General features: G+C 64.5%; 14 protein-coding genes and 1 pseudogene. 7 read left to right on the top strand and 8 right to left on the bottom strand.

Translation table 11 applies throughout. The features are described 5' to 3' along the window. Positions 1-3 precede the first annotated feature (3 nt). Positions 4-759 (top strand): phosphonate ABC transporter, permease protein PhnE, encoded by a 756-nt coding sequence (gene phnE / locus ACFOMF_RS16065; protein ID WP_386366714.1) that lies wholly within the window; start codon positions 4-6, stop codon positions 757-759. Between the two features lie 33 nt (positions 760-792). Here the strand turns inward: phnE and cheR are convergent, their stop codons facing one another. Both cheR and ACFOMF_RS16075 read right to left on the bottom strand, forming a co-directional pair. Then, on the bottom strand, positions 793-1,617 hold the full coding sequence (gene cheR, locus ACFOMF_RS16070) for a protein-glutamate O-methyltransferase CheR (protein WP_386366869.1): 825 nt from the start codon (positions 1,615-1,617) through the stop codon (positions 793-795). Between the two features lie 47 nt (positions 1,618-1,664). Beyond that, positions 1,665-2,600, bottom strand: a complete 936-nt coding sequence (locus tag ACFOMF_RS16075) for a chemotaxis protein CheV (RefSeq protein ID WP_386366716.1) — start codon at positions 2,598-2,600, stop codon at positions 1,665-1,667. A gap of 61 nt (positions 2,601-2,661) precedes the next feature. Between ACFOMF_RS16075 and flgA the strand changes: the two genes are divergently transcribed. From flgA to ACFOMF_RS16095, 4 genes are all read left to right on the top strand, one after another. Beyond that, positions 2,662-3,414, top strand: coding sequence for a flagellar basal body P-ring formation chaperone FlgA (flgA, locus tag ACFOMF_RS16080; protein WP_386366718.1), 753 nt, complete (start codon positions 2,662-2,664; stop codon positions 3,412-3,414). Between the two features lie 93 nt (positions 3,415-3,507). Further along, positions 3,508-3,831 (top strand): flagellar biosynthesis anti-sigma factor FlgM, encoded by a 324-nt coding sequence (gene flgM / locus ACFOMF_RS16085; RefSeq protein ID WP_386366720.1) that lies wholly within the window; start codon positions 3,508-3,510, stop codon positions 3,829-3,831. Between the two features lie 25 nt (positions 3,832-3,856). Further along, positions 3,857-4,327 (top strand): flagella synthesis protein FlgN, encoded by a 471-nt coding sequence (locus ACFOMF_RS16090; RefSeq protein ID WP_386366722.1) that lies wholly within the window; start codon positions 3,857-3,859, stop codon positions 4,325-4,327. A 68-nt stretch (positions 4,328-4,395) separates the two neighbouring features. Beyond that, entirely contained in the window at positions 4,396-5,142 is a 747-nt protein-coding gene (locus ACFOMF_RS16095; RefSeq protein ID WP_386366724.1) for a flagellar brake protein, read from the top strand. Between the two features lie 11 nt (positions 5,143-5,153). Here ACFOMF_RS16095 and rmuC read toward each other — a convergent pair whose 3' ends face one another. Beyond that, positions 5,154-6,731, bottom strand: coding sequence for a DNA recombination protein RmuC (gene rmuC / locus ACFOMF_RS16100; RefSeq protein WP_386366726.1), 1,578 nt, complete (start codon positions 6,729-6,731; stop codon positions 5,154-5,156). A gap of 121 nt (positions 6,732-6,852) precedes the next feature. Between rmuC and ACFOMF_RS16105 the strand changes: the two genes are divergently transcribed. Beyond that, positions 6,853-7,725 carry a helix-turn-helix transcriptional regulator gene (locus ACFOMF_RS16105; RefSeq protein ID WP_386366728.1) on the top strand — a complete coding sequence of 291 codons (873 nt, stop codon included), beginning with the start codon at positions 6,853-6,855 and terminating at the stop codon, positions 7,723-7,725. A gap of 264 nt (positions 7,726-7,989) precedes the next feature. Here the strand turns inward: ACFOMF_RS16105 and ACFOMF_RS16110 are convergent, their stop codons facing one another. The 3 genes and pseudogenes from ACFOMF_RS16110 to ACFOMF_RS16120 form a co-directional block, all read right to left on the bottom strand. Then, positions 7,990-9,000 (bottom strand): glycosyltransferase family 2 protein, encoded by a 1,011-nt coding sequence (locus tag ACFOMF_RS16110; RefSeq protein WP_386366730.1) that lies wholly within the window; start codon positions 8,998-9,000, stop codon positions 7,990-7,992. A 284-nt stretch (positions 9,001-9,284) separates the two neighbouring features. After that, the gene (locus ACFOMF_RS16115; RefSeq protein ID WP_386366732.1) at positions 9,285-11,240 is read right to left on the bottom strand and encodes a methyl-accepting chemotaxis protein; all 1,956 of its coding nucleotides are present in this window, start codon (positions 11,238-11,240) and stop codon (positions 9,285-9,287) included. A gap of 266 nt (positions 11,241-11,506) precedes the next feature. Further along, positions 11,507-12,236 (bottom strand): annotated as a pseudogene (locus ACFOMF_RS16120) (EAL domain-containing protein); the annotation flags it as partial. Between the two features lie 164 nt (positions 12,237-12,400). On the opposite strand from ACFOMF_RS16120, the gene ACFOMF_RS16125 reads away from it, so the two are divergent. Continuing rightward, positions 12,401-13,693 (top strand): ABC1 kinase family protein, encoded by a 1,293-nt coding sequence (locus ACFOMF_RS16125; protein WP_386366734.1) that lies wholly within the window; start codon positions 12,401-12,403, stop codon positions 13,691-13,693. A 10-nt stretch (positions 13,694-13,703) separates the two neighbouring features. Here ACFOMF_RS16125 and ACFOMF_RS16130 read toward each other — a convergent pair whose 3' ends face one another. After that, positions 13,704-15,482: an ABC transporter ATP-binding protein gene (locus tag ACFOMF_RS16130; protein ID WP_386366736.1), complete on the bottom strand. Its 1,779-nt coding sequence runs from the start codon at positions 15,480-15,482 to the stop codon at positions 13,704-13,706. Further along, positions 15,475-16,107 (bottom strand): DsbA family protein, encoded by a 633-nt coding sequence (locus ACFOMF_RS16135; RefSeq protein ID WP_386366738.1) that lies wholly within the window; start codon positions 16,105-16,107, stop codon positions 15,475-15,477. The genes ACFOMF_RS16130 and ACFOMF_RS16135 overlap by 8 nt, the downstream gene beginning before the upstream one ends. Positions 16,108-16,147: the final 40 nt, after the last annotated feature.

Below are 16,147 nucleotides of genomic sequence, written 5' to 3' on the forward strand. Positions count from 1 at the left end.
GTCATGCGTTACCTTCTGCCGCTGGGCTTGCTGCTCGGGGTGGTGGCCTCGTTCGTGTTTCTGGAACTGGAAGCGGGCCTGCTGCTGAGCCGCGCCGGCCTGGAGCAGATGGGCGTCTATGCCAGCGGCTTCCTGTCGCCGGACTATTCCGCCCCTCACCTGCGCGCCACCGCCTGGGCCACGCTGGAAACCCTCGCGATGTCGGCCATCGGCACACTGCTGGCGGCGATGCTCGGCCTTCTGCTGGCGCTGCCGGCGGCCGGACGCTTCGGCGCGCTCGCCAAGGCCCTCACACGGCTGATCCTCAATGCCTTGCGCGCGATTCCCGAGCTGGTCTGGGCGGTGCTGATGGTGCTCGCGGCAGGCCTCGGACCCAATGCCGGCACCCTGGCGCTGGCCCTGCACACCGCCGGGGTGCTCGGCAGGCTGTTCGCCGAAGCGCTGGAAAACACCCCGGCCGCACCGACCGAGGCCCTGCGCCTGGCGGGCAGCGGCCGCATCGCCGCCTTCTGCTACGGAACCCTGCCGGGACTCTGGCCCCAGCTGGTGGCCTATACCCTGTATCGCTGGGAAAACAACATCCGCATGGCCGCAGTGCTGGGCTTTGTCGGTGCAGGGGGGCTGGGGCAGATGCTCTATATCAGCCTCAGCCTGTTCCAGGAAGCCCAGGCAGCCACGGTGATCCTGGCGATGCTGGTGCTGGTGCTCGGGGTCGATGCCCTGAGTGGCTGGGCACGGATGAAGTGGGTCCGCAGCTGACCCGGAGCGTGACGGGTCAGACCTGCGGCAGGGCTACTTGGCCTTGTAGACGATCCCGGGGGTGCACTGGACCATCTGGTACAGCTCCGGCAGGCCGTTGAGCGCCTCGGAGGCGCCGAGAAACAGATAGCCGCCCGGCTTGAGGGTGCCGTGGATCCGCCGCAGGATGTCCTTTTTCACCTCGGCGGAGAAGTAGATGAGCACGTTGCGGCAGAAGACGATGTCGAACTTGCCGAGCGCGGCGTAGCTGTCCAGCAGGTTCAGAGGACGAAACTCCACCTTGCTGCGAATCGGCTGCTTGACCACCCAGCGGCCCGGCTCCTTGACATCGAAGTAGCGCTGCAGGCGCTCCTGGGACAGTCCACGTGCAATCGCCAGGCTGTCGTACTCGGCGGCCTTGGAGGCGGCCAGCATGGTGCCGGACAGTTCAGTCGCCAGAATCTGCACACCGGCGCGCAGCTGGCCGGGGTTGCTGCGCTCGAACTCGTCGAAGGCCATGGCCAGCGAATAGGGCTCCTGGCCCGACGAGCAGGCCGACGACCAGACCCGCAGGCGCTGCCCGGGCGCCGCCTTGATCAGCTCGGGCAGGATCCGCTGCTTGAGCACCTCGTAGGGGTAGGTATCGCGAAACCAGAGCGTCTCGTTGGTGGTCATGGCGTCGACCACCTGCTCGCGCAAGCCGCCACGGGGCTGAGACTGGATCCGCGAGACCAGCTCGCTCAGACTCTTGATGCCCTGCTGTTCCATGAGCTTGTTCAGTCGACTCGAAACCAGGTACTGCTTGTTGGCGCCCAGCTGGATGCCGCTGGTCTTTTCCAGAAACACGCGAAACTGCTCGAAATCAGGATTGCCCGACACGTCGTTGATCACTCCGCCCCCGTTCTGTTGTGTACGTCTGTGCTCGCTCAACGCGACGCATCGGCGTGCTTGATCCGCTCCATCACCCGTCCCGCCAACTCCTCAGCCTGGAACTTGGCGAGAAAGTCATCGGCGCCGACGCGCTTGACCATGGCCTGGTTGAACACGCCCGACAGGGAAGTATGCAGGAGGATGTGCATGTCTTGCATGCGCGGATCCTGGCGGATTTCCGTGGTGAGGGTGTAGCCGTCCATTTCCGGCATTTCGATATCGGAGATGAGCATGAGGAACTCATCGCCGGGGCGATGCCCTTCGGAAACCATCTTCTTCAGGTAGGTCAGCGTCTGGCGGCCATCATTGAGCGCTGTGACCTCGATGCCGAGCGCCTCCAGGCAACGGCCCACCTGCCTTCGCGCCACCGAAGAATCGTCGCAGATCAGCACCCGCACCGGACTGTCCTGGGTCACGGCGCCCTGCTCCATCATCTTGTCCGATAGCTTTTCCGAGACAGGCGCCACTTCGGCCAGGACCTTCTCGACGTCGAGAATCTCCACCAATTGGCCGTCCACCCGGGTCACGGCGGTGAGATAGTGGTCACGCCCGGTGCCCCTGGGCGGAGGCAGGATCTCCTCCCAGTTCATGTTGACGATGCGCTCGACCGAGCGGACCAGGAAGCCAAGCACCCGATTGTTGTATTCAGTGATGATGGCAAAGCTGTTTTCCAACCGCTCCAGTGGCGTTCTGCCGGTGGCCATGGACAGATCGATAATCGGCAGGGTGCCGCCGCGCAGGCTGGCAACGCCCCGGACCACCGGGTTCGACCTTGGCATCACCGTCAGCCGCGGGCACTGCAGGACCTCCTTGACCTTGAATACGTTGATTCCATAGAGCTGGCCGCCGTCCAGGCGAAACAGCAACAACTCCAGCCGGTTCTGCCCCACGAGCTGGGTCCGCTGGTTCACCGAATCCATAATTCCGGCCATGCCTGTCACCTCTGTTTCGCCTGGCGCTGCCTACGGCATGCCCCTTGCTTCGTCTGTGTGTATGAACATCACGCCGACAGTTTTTCGACGCTTCAAGAAGCCTTGGCTCATTCGCGCCTTTTTACCCGCTTTCTGGGCCTGGGGCCACTTGCTTGCAGCCCAGGCGGCGACGCTCCCCGAGCAACTTATCGACGTCACCCAGCAGTTTCTTGAGGCAGCGGTCGACGAACACCTCCAGCGCGGCGGCATCGAAGGACGTTCACTGGTCGAAGTGAATCGTCTCGACCCTCGCCTGCGCCTGGTGGCCTGTGATAGTCCGCTGATCGCCCGCCTGGAAAGCCCGGCGCAACCTATCGGGCGGGTGACCGTACGGGTGCAGTGCGAGGGATCGCGACCCTGGACGGTTTTCGTGCCGGGCCAGGTCCGGTTGTTTCGCGAGGTGGTGGTCGCCAATAGGCCCCTGCAACGCCTGGTGGTATTATCGGCGGCAGATCTCTCGCTCGCCGAGCGCGACGTGGGCCAGCTCAGCCAGGGTTATCTCACCCAGCTGGACCAGGCGCTAGGCAACAAGCTGACCCGCGCAGTCATCGTCGATCAGGTGTTGGCGCCCTCGTTCCTGCAACAGGCCGAGGCCGTGCGACGCGGCGACCAGGTGATGATTTCCGCCAGCACTGGCGGCATATCGGTACGCATGCCGGGCGAGGCGCTGATGGACGGCGCGCCAGGCCAGCAGATCCGGGTGAAGAACCTGGGTTCCGGACGGGTGGTCAGGGCCCGGGTGACGGGACCCGGTCAGGTAGAGGTCAATATGTGACCTGCTCGACGGGCGCGGCGGAAAAAAGGTTAAAGTTAACCTGACGCGCGCCGATAGACGGGCATACCGATACAGAATCCCGAGGTTTTCCACATGGTCATCGACTTCAACCGGCCCAACAACGCCAGCTCGACCAGTGTCGGTCGCAGCGGCGCTGCCCAGGGCGGCGAGCGAACCGACAAGGCTGCCCCGCAGAACGAAGTATCGCGGCCGGCCACCTCGCCGGCCACAGGCGAACCGGTCAAGCTCAGCGAAGAAGCGCAGCAGCTGCAACAGGCCCGCGAGAAATTGCGCGACCTGCCGGAAGTGGACCAGGAGCGTGTGGCGCGCATCAAGCAAGCCATCGCCGATGGCAGCTACCAAGTCGACGAACAGCGATTGGCCGCCAAGCTGCTTTCCTTCGAATCATCGCGCTAAGGCGCGCTCTTTCCTGGACCCCGTCATGCTCGCAACCGCCCTACTGCAGCAACTCACCGATGACATCGGCCTGGCCCGACAGCTGCTGGCACTGGCGGAAACAGAGCTGGAGGCGCTCAGCCGCCGCGACCTGCCGCGTCTCGAAGAAGTCCTGGCGCAAAAGCAGCCTCTCATCGTCCAGTTGAGCCAGCATGGCAGCGAGCGGGCCACCCTGCTCAGGGCCAACCGCCTGGACATGGATCGGCAAGGCCTGGTGAATCTCACTCAGGGTAGCGACGAGCAGGCGCAGATCCTTTCCGCTGCTGACGAGCTTGGTGAGCTGCTGGAAGGCTGCCGAGCGGTCAACGAGCGCAACGGTCGGCTGATTCGCTCCAACCAGGCCGCCATCGGCAGCATGCTCGGCATCCTCCGCGGTCAGGCCGATACGCCGAATCTGTATGACAGCCGTGGCAGCACCGCCCGGGTCAGCCATCAACGCCCTCTGAGCCAGGCCTGAGATGCGAGCACGCGAAGGCATTTTGCCACTATCATGGCGGCCGTAATTTCGCCTGGAGCAACCTGGAAGTGCCCAATCCCTTCGCCGCGGATGATGGCCCTCAGCCACCAAAGACCCTGACCGCGCCATTGGAAATCCTGGCGAACCTGCGTCCGTTGCAGATGAACCACATTCCCTTGGTGATCCGCTTCCATGACCGCGGGTCACGCTACCAGAGCTATCTGGTCGAGGTCGACCGCGATAGCGGTTACCTGGCCCTGGATGAAATCATGCCCAGTGATGGCGAGCGCTACATGCGCAGCGGCGAGCCGTTCGATATCGAAGGCTTTTACGAAGGCGCGCGCATGGCCTGGACCAACCGTGAACCCGCCGAGCAGGGCGAGCTGGACGAGATGCCCTGCCATTGGGTGCTGATCCCCACCGAACTCAGCTATCATCAGCGGCGCAACGCCTATCGTGCGTCGCTGCTGGGCCAGAAGGTGTCAGCCCGCCTGGAGGACGCTTCCCAGCACATCGCGCTGGATGGCAACCTGCTGGACATCTCCGCCACCGGCTGCAAGCTGCAGATCCCCGGCCAGTGGCACGAACGACTCAAGGCCGGGGCGCTCTACGAGCGATTGGTGGCCAGGCTGCCCTTCGGCACCATCGAGACCGCGGTGGAACTGCGCCACGCCAAATATGACGAGCAGTACGACAACACTCGTTGCGGGCTGCGCTTCCACCGGATCAGCGGCGTCCAGCAGCGCCAGCTGGAACGCTACGTCAACCAGCTGCAGCGCGAATCGCGGCGCAACCTCGAAGGCCGCTTCGCCTAGAGCGACCTCGCTCAACCCTGCTCCGCATCCAGCGGAGCCACCAGGCCGAGCTCCAGATCGGCCCGCTCGGCCCATTCCTCGCCTATCTCGCTTTTCACCGCGACGCCAAGCTGACGGAAGTCATTGACCTGTTTGACCAGGTTGCCCTTGCCATGCATGAGCTGGTCGCAGGCTCGCTTGTAGGCCTCCTGAGCCCGATCGAGGCTCTTGCCGACCCCGTCCATGCTGCCAAGAAAGGTGCGCAACTTGTCGTAAACCTTGCTCGCGCGCTCGGCCAGTTCCGCGGAGTGCTTGTTCTGGTCCTCGAAGCGCCACAGTTGCCGCACGATGTTCAGGCTGGTCAGCAGCGTGGTGGGCGTGGCCACCAGCACGTTCTGCTCGATGGCTTTCTGGAACAGACTCTCGTCGGCCTTGAGCGCCTCGACAAAGGCCGACTCGATAGGCACGAACATGAACACCATTTCCGGAGCGTTGAGCCCCGGAAGCTCCCAGTAATTGCGATCGGCGAGTTCCCGGATACGCTGGGAAACGGCCGTGACATGCTCATTCAGAGCCACACGACGCTCGCCCTCGTCCTCGGCATTGATGTAGCGCGTGTAGGCATTGAGCGACACCTTGGCGTCGATGATCAAATGCTTGCCCTGTGGCAGATAGACGATGGCATCCGGCCGCCGGCGGCCTTCCTCGGCGTTGAAGCTGACTTCGCGCTGGAAATCCCGGCCGCGTACCAGACCGGAACGCTCCAGCACGTTCTCGAGAATCAGCTCGCCCCAGTTGCCCTGGGTCTTCTTCTGGCCTTTCAGCGCCGTCGCCAGTTCGTGGGCTTCCTGGGTGATCTGCAGGTTCAGCGCCTTGAGGTGCGACAGTTCCTGCAGCAGCGCCGACTGCTGCTGGACATCACGGTGGTGGATGTCCTCGACCCTGTGACGAAAGCCCTCGATCTGCTCGCGAAACGGCTTGAGCAGGGCATCCAGCGATTGCTGGCTGTGCTGTGAGAACGCCAGCCCCTTGGCCTCGAAGATCTGCCCGGCCAGTTGCTGGAACTCCAGCTTGAGCTGCTCGCGGCTTTCCTTGAGCAACTGCTGCTGCTCACCAAAGTGCTGCTCCCTCTGCTCCAGGGTGCTGCGCAGGGTGGCATGCTCGCGGCCCAGGGTCGCGTAGCTGCGCAGCAACTCCTCGTGGCTCGCCTGGAGCTTGTCGAAGTTTTCACGCAGTTCAGCCTGCTGGCGTTCCATCTGCAATGATCGGGCCTTGGCCGCCTCGGCCGTGCCGCGGCTGTCCATCAAATGCTGCTGGTTATGCTGGGCCAGCTCCCTCTGCTGCAGCAGTTCCTCCTGGGTATAATCCAGCTGCCGCTGCAACTGCTCCACGTGCGCCTTCTCGGCACGCAGCGCCGCATGCAGCTCGCGACTCTCCTCGGCCTGCTCACGCGCCTGGCTCTGGAACTGCTCGATCTGCTGGCGAGCGGCATCAAGCAACCTGTGATTGTCGCGCAGGCGCAGCGCCTGCAGCAGCAGGCCAAACGCCAGGAGTACCACCAGTAGCATGCCGCCACCGACCAGAGCCCAAGACATATCCAGATCTGTCATCACTTCTCCTTCGGACGACTGCCGTCCGTGTTTGTTTGCTACTATCACGATATGTAGCGTTTGAAGACAGGTCTACAGTGTTGACTTGTACAGGTAAAGTTTTCGAGCAGATAGGTGTCGCATGAAAAGGAATGCATCCATTGCCCATGTCCGCTGGGATCTGGCATTGCGCTATCGGCTGATCGAGACGGTGGTCTGGTGGGAAGGTCGGCTGACCACCCACCACCTGATGCAGAGCTTCGGTATCAGCCGCCAGCAGGCGTCAAAGGACATCAACACCTACATCGATCTTCACGCACCGAATAACCTCAGGTACGACCGGCACCTCAAGGGCTACGTCCCCACCGAGAAGTTCGCGCCGCTGTTCATCGATGACAGCGCCAGCGCCTATCTTCATCTGCTCAACCAGAATCACGAGCGCGCCCCGCATATCGAAGGGCTGGCGCTGGCCTACGCCCATACCGAGGTACTGCAGGTGCCGGACCGCTCGGTGCGCCCGGAAACCCTGCGGCCGCTGCTGCGCGCATGCCGGAACGGCCTGCGCCTCGAGAGCGAATACGTGTCGCTGGCCAACCCCGAGCCTGAGGTTCGTCTGATTGCACCGCACACGCTGGTCTACACGGGCATGCGTTGGCACGTCCGCGGCTATTGCGAAAAGAATCGGGATTATCGGGATTTCGTCCTCAGCCGCTTTCGCGGGCTGCCGGACGTGCTTGACGAAAGTTTGAACAAGCGTGAAGCCGACCCCGGCTGGACGACTGAAGTCGAGGTCATCTTCAGGCCCGATCCCCGCCTCAGCGAGGCCCAGAAGGCAATTATCGAGACCGACTTCGGCATGCGCGACGGCCAGCTGGCGGTGGCCAGCCGCGGGGCCCTGGTGCAGTACGTGTTACAGCGTTTCCAGATCGACCCGAAGATCATCCAGGTCAAGCCCGAAGCCCAGCAACTGGTGGTCGCCAACCTGGACAGCCTGAAAAGCTGGCTCTACGCCTGAGCTTCAGTCGCCCGGGCCATAGGCGACCCGCGCCAGCAACAGCATCAACAGCCCCAGGCCCAGCAGCGCTGGCGCATTGTCGAACAGGGTAAAGGTGACAGGCATGACGGTGGCCTCCTCGCGGTGCATTCGGGCTCTACCCTAGCGAGGCGAGGTCGCCACCGTCGACCTGACAACTTTTCGTACGTAACCTTTTCGCACGCGTCGGCTTTGCCCAAGAGTACCCTCACACCTTGGAGGGCCTGCAATTCCAAGGGCGGCCATCTAGGCGGCCGGCATCACGCCAGGCTCCGGCATGAAGGTCTTCTGTTCCAGGCTCAGCGGCAGCCGCTCCAGCCGGCGAAACCCGCCCCCCAGCGCCTCGAGCGGGGCGTCGGCGCTTTCCACCTCCGGCTTGAAGGTGAGGCTCTCCATCAGCCCCCGCATCACGAAAGTGGCCTTGGCGAACTGCCCCAGCCGAAGCAGGATTGCAAGCTGCCGCAAGCGCGCCAGGAGCATGGCCAGCAACCGGGTCTTCTTGAAGAACTTGCGAAACACGAAGACCTGATTGCGTACGAAATGGCGATGCAGCGAGGCGCGGAAAGGGTCCTGCTCACGCAGCAGATCGGGCGCACCGGCAACGCGGCGCAGGTGCAACACCTTGCTCGCCGACACCAGATAGCCCGGTATGTCCTGGGTGATGCGCAAGGTAAATTCGGTGTCTTCTGCCCAGATGAACATCGAGGCGATGGGCAGACCATGTTGCGCAAGAGCGGCGCGCGGAACCAGGATCGAAACGAAGGTAGCTTCGCGGACCGGCACCATGCCGTGCTCTACCAGTTGCGGCCAGTACTGATAGCCGATGCTATTGGTTCGAGTATCCACCAGCGGCACATTGGTGAGCTCACCGTCACCGCTATAGGCAGTGGACAACAGAAAGGCACGCGGCTTGCCGAGCTCGGCCAGTTTGCGGTCGGCCTGCAGGAGCTCTTCGAGGGCATCGGGCTTGGGAATGACATCGTCATCCATCATCCATACGAAATCCGCGCCGCGCTGGTAGGCGAGGCGAAAACCCGCACTGAACCCACCGGAGGCGCCGATGTTGCGGGACGCAACGTAAACCTCCAGGTCCGGGATGTCGAGCTGCATCAACATCCGTTCGACCTCTTCGCCGCTGGCATTGTCGACCACTATGATGCCGTCGCAGCGACGAGTCTGCGCAGCGATGGCTTCCAGGCAGCGTTGAAGAAGGTCTTTTCGCTTGTACGACAGGACCACGGCATATATCTGTTCCATAGACACGCTCGTCAAATTCTCGAATTCGCCTGCCTACCAGACCTGACAGACGGTAAAGCTGCTCGCAGGGAGGGAGGGCTCCACGGGCACGAGCAGGCCATTTGATGCGTGATTGCCATCACGCTCTGCTAAAGAGTGATGGCAACGAAACGGAGTTCCGGCTGCGCTTGAAAAATGTTGCAGCGGATTACAGGAATCACACTGCCTGATCGACGTTGCTGACCGCCTGCAGCGCAACCAGACAAAGGCTCACGCACCAGGCACCAGGCACCAGGCACCAGGCACTAGGCAGATATCGCCTTCACCGCACTATCCAGGTCCCGGCCCAGCCGCGAGAGTTGTTCGCTCTGGGCTCGACTCTGGTCGATATGGCCGAGGTTGCTGTCGCCGAGCTCGAAAATGCGCTCACTGTGGCTGCGGACTTCACTGACGGTCAGATGCTGCTGGGAAGTGGTATGGGCGATGCGCTCGGCCATGCTGCCGATGGTGTCGATCGCTGCGACGATCTCGGCCATCGCCGCTTCCGCCGATCCAGCCTGGGCGGCGGTGGTTTCTGCATGCTCCACCTGGGCCTGCATCGCCTCCACCGATTGCCGGGCGGCAAGTTGCAGGCGCGCAATCAGCTGCTGGATCTCCTCCGTCGCGCCGCCGGTGCGCTGGGCCAGTGAGCGTACTTCCTCGGCCACCACGGCGAAGCCTCGACCCTGGCTGCCCGCTCGGGCGGCTTCGATGGCGGCGTTCAACGCCAGCAGGTTGGTCTGCTCGGCGATCGAGCGAATCACGGTCAGCACGCCACCGATGGTGCTGGTCTCATCGGCCAGGCGTTCGATGGCATGCGCGTTGAGCTGCACCTCGCCCACCAGGCTGCGCAACCCGCCCAGGCTCTGGCCGATGACACGCTGCCCCTGGTCGACCGCGCGCGCCGCGGCGCGACCGGCCAGCGCAGCCTCGTCGGCGCCCGCAGCCACTTCGGCAATGGTGCTCTCCAGTTGGGCCAGGGAATCGCGGATCTGTGCCGTCTCGCTGGCCTGATGGCGCGCTCCGTCGTGCAGGTGATGGCTGATCCGCGACAGATCCTGGCTGCTCACCGCCACCTGGTCGGCCTGGACACGCAGGGCGTCGATGAGATCAGCCAGGTAGTTGCGCAAACGACTCAGCGATTGCTCCATGGCGACGATTTCAGGGATTTTCGAATCGAGCGACAATTGCCGGCTGAAATCACCCTGCCCCCAGGCCGACAGCGCCGGAACCAGGGCCGCGAGGACCGCGCTGAGGCGACGCTGCAAACGGTCCACCAGCAGTGCAATGGCAAGAATGCAGAAGATGATCATCCCCTGGATCCAGCGCACCTCCGCCTGGATACGCCCGTGCTCGGCATTCACCAGTGGCCTCAAGCCGTCGAGAGCCTGCTGCAGCCCGACGATGCGCCGGTTGCTGTCCTCGCTCAGGGCCACCCGCTGGCCGATCAGCTGGCGGGTGCGCTCCAGTTCCATCGGATAGCGCTGGATCAATCCGGCCAACTCCCGCTTCAGCGCCACACCGCGGTCTTCAGCTCGTTCGCTGGCCGCGTTGTCGGCCAGACCGAGCAAAGCAGCGAAGCCGTTGCCGGCGCCTGCTCTGCGCTCGACCACACCCAGCAGCGGCAGCGCCTGGATCTCTCGTGCCTGGCGCTCCAGCGAGGTCAGGGCCTTTTGCGCATCGGCCAGGGGCTCGTCCCGACGCGTTGCCATCAGCCGCTCGCGAGCCTGGCTCAATTGCTTGAGATCCAGCGCGGCGCCAAGCAAGGGCGACAGATACGCCTCGCCCTGCCCTTCGCGAGCATAGGCCTGCAGGCTCGCCAGTACCGCCGCCAACTCCCGCTCGGCCTGAACCAGCAGGCCCTGCGGATCTCCTGCCAGCTTGCCCGCGGCCAGCAGGTCTTCGCCGGCGAAACGGCGCAGGTCGACCAGGCTCGGTTGCAGCGGCGCGGCAAAGGGTGGCGGCAGGGCGTCGAGTTCCCCGGTCAGTTCGTCAAGAGCCCGCATGGCCTGGCTGTGACGCAGCGCATCGCCGGTTTCGAGATAAACCTGGACGTCGGTGGCGACCCGCTGCTGGAACAGCTGGGACAGCGCCAGGTAACGTGTCATCAGGAGGTAGGGCTGCGCCAGCGCTCGCTCGGACCACCAGAGAGTGGCCCCGAGCGCCAGGCAAACGGCGAGCAAAAGAAAGGTCGTACAGGTAGTGAGCGACTTCAGGCGCATGATTCGCCTCGCTTGGCAAAGGAAGGCGGCAATCTAGGGCAGCCCGATGACAGTTTAATGACGCGCTTATCGAGGCCAGAGGTCCCAGCGCCGGACAATCCCGAGCGGCTGGCGGGCGCCATCGACGATAGTGATCGAGTCGACCCGTGGATCACGACGAAAGTGCTCGAGCACCTCGGCAATGGGACTGTGCACGGCGATCTCGATGCCGCTCGTGTCCTTCTCATCAGCCTGGAAACCGCGCGGCAACTCTTTTGGCAGGACGGCGGGCTGCTCCTGGGGACGCCCGAGGAGATAGCCTTGTACCAGGTCGACGCCCATCTCCTTCAGGACGGCCAGTTCCTCGGGCTGCTCGATGCCTTCGGCGATCACCTGCGCCTTCGAGGCCCAGGCGATCTTCAGGATGGATTCCACGAACTCCCGTTTGAGAGCGTCACGCTGAAGGCCGTCGATGAAATAGCGGTCGATCTTGACGTAGTCCGGCCGCAGCTCGGACCACAGGCGCAGGCTCGAATAGCCCGCGCCCAGGTCATCCAGTGCGATGGAAAATCCCATCTGCCGGTAATGGTGAAGAGCCCGGTCGAGCAGGCTGAAATCATCAGTGGGCGTCTGTTCGGTCAGCTCGATGACCACCGTCCCAGGGGCGATGCCATAGGCCTCGAGCAACTCCAGGGTACGGCCAGGGCGATGATCCGGCGCCAACAGCGAATCCGGGGAGACGTTGAGAAACAGCTTGCCGGCGAACCCACGGTCGCGAAACGCTTGGCAGGCGCTGCGCCGACAGGCCAGTTCCAGTTCACCCAGATGGCCACTGTGACGCGCAGCGCCGAACAGGGTGATCGGGGAGTGCAACGCACTGTTGGACGGCCCTCGGGACAGCGCCTCGTGCCCAAGCACCTTGTGCCCCGAGAGCGAAAGGATCGGCTGGAAAAGCGTGCTGATCTCGTTTCGGGCAAGAATCTGTCGCAGCGTACCCAACTGCTCGGTAATGGTCATGGAGGTCTCACAGACAACGGAGAAGCCAGATCTGGCGACGCGCGCATTTCACTACGGTCAGGTTTCACTTGCGTGACAGCCGCTCGGCGCGGGCCGGGCCAGACGGCCTGGCCTGGGCCTGGCACTTGCCCCATCATGAGATCCGCATGCGCCGGAGAACGTCGATGAAACCCATCCTGCCACCCTCGCCTTCCGCCCTGGGCCGTTTCCTCCGGCTTGGCGGCACCGGCGCCCGCATCGCCGGCAACCTGGCCCTGCAGCGATTGACGCCAGGACGGGCACGCATGGACTGGCAACCGGTGGGCGACCTGCTGGGCGAGACCCTGGGCCAGATGAAGGGGCCGGTGTTGAAGCTCGGCCAGCAAGCCTCGCAGTGGCAGGATGTGCTGCCGGAGCCGATCAGCCAGGCGCTGCGACGGTTGCAGAATCAGGTGCCGGCGCTGCCCTTCCATGCCCTGGAGGCGCACCTGCAACAGCGCTATGACGGCGAACTGGGCCGGCACTTTTCGGTCATCGAGCCGCAGCCGGCCGGCGCGGCCTCGCTGGGACAGGTGCACCGCGCACGGGATACCCAGGGCCGAGCGCTGGTCATCAAGGTGCAGTACCCCGGCATCGCCGCGATCTGTGCCGCCGACCTGCGCCAGCTGCGCCGGTTGATGCCCCTCGGACGCCTGCTGGGTACGCCAGCCTCACGCCTTGAAGCGTTGTACACCGAGCTGCAGCGCAGCATCGAGCAGGAACTGGACTACGGGGCAGAGCGTGAAAATCTGCAGCGTTTCGCCGACCACTTCGCCGGATGGCCCGGCTTGCGCATTCCGCGTGCGGTGCCCGAACTGTGCCGGCCTGGCGTGCTGGTGCTGGAGGAGGTTCGCGGGCATGGTTTCGCCGAGGTGGCCCGGGCACCACAGGCGCTACGCCAGCGCCTGGCCGAGACCCTGGTCGCCTGGTTGTGTGAACAGGCCTTCGGCCTTCGCCTGCTGCACACCGATCCGCATCCCGGCAATTTCGCCTGGACCGACGCTGGCGACCTGGTGGTCTATGACTTCGGCAGTGTACTGCCGCTGCGCCCCGCGCTGATCAAGGGCTACCTGCAGGTGCACGACGCCCTGCGCGGCCCCGTCAGCAGCGATCTGGAAGCGGCGTTCCAGGCACTCGGTGGGCGTCAGCCGGGAAGTCCGCCACCCCACGACCTGTACCGGCGCATCCACGCCTTGATGCATCCGCTGGTGCAACCGGGCGCCTGCTGGGATTTCCAGGCCACGGCCCTGCATCAGCAGCTCATCGAACAGGCGCCGCTGCTGATGTCCGCCCTCGGCAGCCTGCAACCGGCCTCCGGCACGCTGCTGGTCAACCGTACCCTGGAAGGGCACTACTGGAATCTCTATCGGCTCGGCGCCTGCCTGCCGGTGGCCGACGAATTGCAGCAGCGCCGGCCTGACGCAGGCGACACCCCTTGAACCACCGGTTCTAGTGCTGCAGATGGCCATATAGCCGAGCGTAGAGACCGCCCTCGGCGATCAGCTGCTGGTGCCCACCCTGCTCGGCGATTCGTCCGCCATCGAATACCAGCACCCGATCAGCCTGCTTTACCGCGGAGAGGCGGTGGGCGATGATCAGGGTGGTGCGTCCCGCGAGAAACTGCTCGAGCGACTGGTGCAACGCGAATTCAGTCGCCGCATCCAGGGCCGAGGTCGCCTCGTCGAGAATCACCACCCTGGGCTCGGCCAGCACCATCCGCGCCACCGCCAGGCGCTGCCGCTGCCCGCCGGACAGGCGCACCCCGGAACGACCGACGATACTGTCCAGGCCGTCCGGCAACTGGCGAACGGTATCGGCCAGCTGGGCGATCTCCAGTGCGCGCCAGCAGTCGGCATCGCTGCGCTCGCGGCCCAGGGTGAGGTTGGCGCGCACCGTATCGTTGAACAGGGCCGGATGCTGCAGGACCACGGCGACTTCCTCGCGCAGGGTCTCCAGACCGATCTCCTCCAGCGGCACGCCGCCGTAGCGGATCTGCCCCGCCTGCGGCTGGTACAGGCCGAGCAGCAGTTGCACCAGGGTGCTCTTGCCTCCGCCGCTGGCGCCGACCAGGGCGACCTTCTCGCCCGGCTCGATGCTCAGGTTGAGCCCTTCCAGCACCGGCTCGTCGCGGTAGGAAAAGTCCAGATCGCGCACCTCGAGGCCCAGCGTGCGATTACCGTCGAAAGGGTTGCGACGCGGGACGTATTGCGGTTCGTCGGCCCGGGCCAGCAGCCCATTGATACGGATCAGCGCGCCGCCAGCGGCGTAATAGGCATATTGCAGGCCCAGCAGCTGCTCCACCGGCCCGATCATGAACCAGAGGTAGCTGAACACCGCGAGCATCTGGCCGATGCTGAGATCGGAAAACAGCACGGTGATCATGGCCGCCGCCCGGAACACGTCGATGCCGAACTGGAACAGCATGCCGCTGGCGCGATTGGCCGCGTCGGTTTTCCATTGCGAAGCCATGGCGCGGTCGCGCACATCCCGGGCACGCAAGCCGAGGCGACCGAGAAAGAAGCCCTGACGATTGCCGGCGCGTACTTCCTGAACCGCGTCCAGGGTTTCGGTGAGCGCCTGGGTGAAATGCGCGGTGCTGTCGTTTTCCAGCTTTTTCAGGTGCTTGACCCGCTTGCCCAACTGGACGGTGGCGTAGATCACCAGCGGATTGAACAACAGGATCAGCAGCGCCAGTTGCCAGTGCATCCACATCAGGATCGCCGCGGTGCCGATCAGCGTCAGCAGCGCCACCACGAAGCGGCTGAGGGTCTCGCCGACGAATTTGTCGATCGTCTCCAGGTCGGTCACCAGATGCGCCGCGACCGATCCGCTGCCAAGGCTCTCGTATTCCTGCAGGGCGATTCGCTTGAGTCGCTCGATCAACCGCAACCGGAGGCGATACACCACGTCCTTGGACAGCCGGGCGAACAGCCTCGCCTGAAGGATGTTCAGCACCATGGCGCCACCGCGCAGCGCCAGCGATACCGCCAGCATCAGGCCGATATAGCCGACCGGCTGCTGCCAGGCAGGCGGCAGCGCCAGGTCCATCACCCGCAGCGCCGCGTCGCCCTGCCCTAGCAGCACTTCGTCCACCAGCAACGGCAGCAACAGAGGAATCGGCACGGTACACAGCGTCGCCAGAAAGGCGATGAGATTGGCCAGGATCAGGGACCTTCGATGATGAAGGGCAAGCCGCCGGATTTCCGCCCAACTGAGCCGGTCAGCCATGACCGCCCTGCTCCAGCCAGCGAGCCAGCAGCGGCGCGAGACGATCCAGCGGCTGATACCCGTGGCTCAGCAAGACGTGCATGCCGTCGCGCCGGGCCAGCAGCGTGGGAAAGCCGGCAATGCCCAGGTCACGCGCCCAGCAAATATCGGCCTGGGTCGCCTCGACGCTGGCCTGGAGGTCGAAGGCTTCGGCGAACCCTTCAGCCGGGAGGCCTGCCTGCTCGGCCAGTTCCCGCAGCGCACTGGCCCCAGTGACGTCGCGTCCTTCCAGATAGAAGGCGCGCTGGATCAGCCCGGCCAGGGTCCAGGCAGCCTCCTCCGAGAACGCCCGGGCCGTCACCAGGGCGCGGCAGGCCGGCTCGGTATCGTAGACCAGCCCGGCAGGCAGGCCCGCCTCGAAGTTGAAGCGCTGCCCCGTCCCGGCCTGAACCGCCCGCCAGTAGCCGAGGATGCGTTCGCGACCGGCTGCGTCGAGCTTCCCCCTTTCGCTGCGCAGGCCCCCGACCACCAGGTGCAGGCCCACCCCGGCAGCCGCCGCCTGCTCGGCCAGGCGCTCGATGACCGGCGCGAACCCCCAGCACCACGAGCACATGGGGTCCATGACATAAACCAGGCGTGCGTCCACGAAGCTCTCCAGGGGTCAGGGCCCGGCGCCGCCGGCGGCC

It is taken from the genome of Stutzerimonas tarimensis (assembly GCF_042648805.1).
Taxonomy (GTDB): Bacteria; Pseudomonadota; Gammaproteobacteria; order Pseudomonadales; family Pseudomonadaceae; genus Azomonas; species Azomonas tarimensis.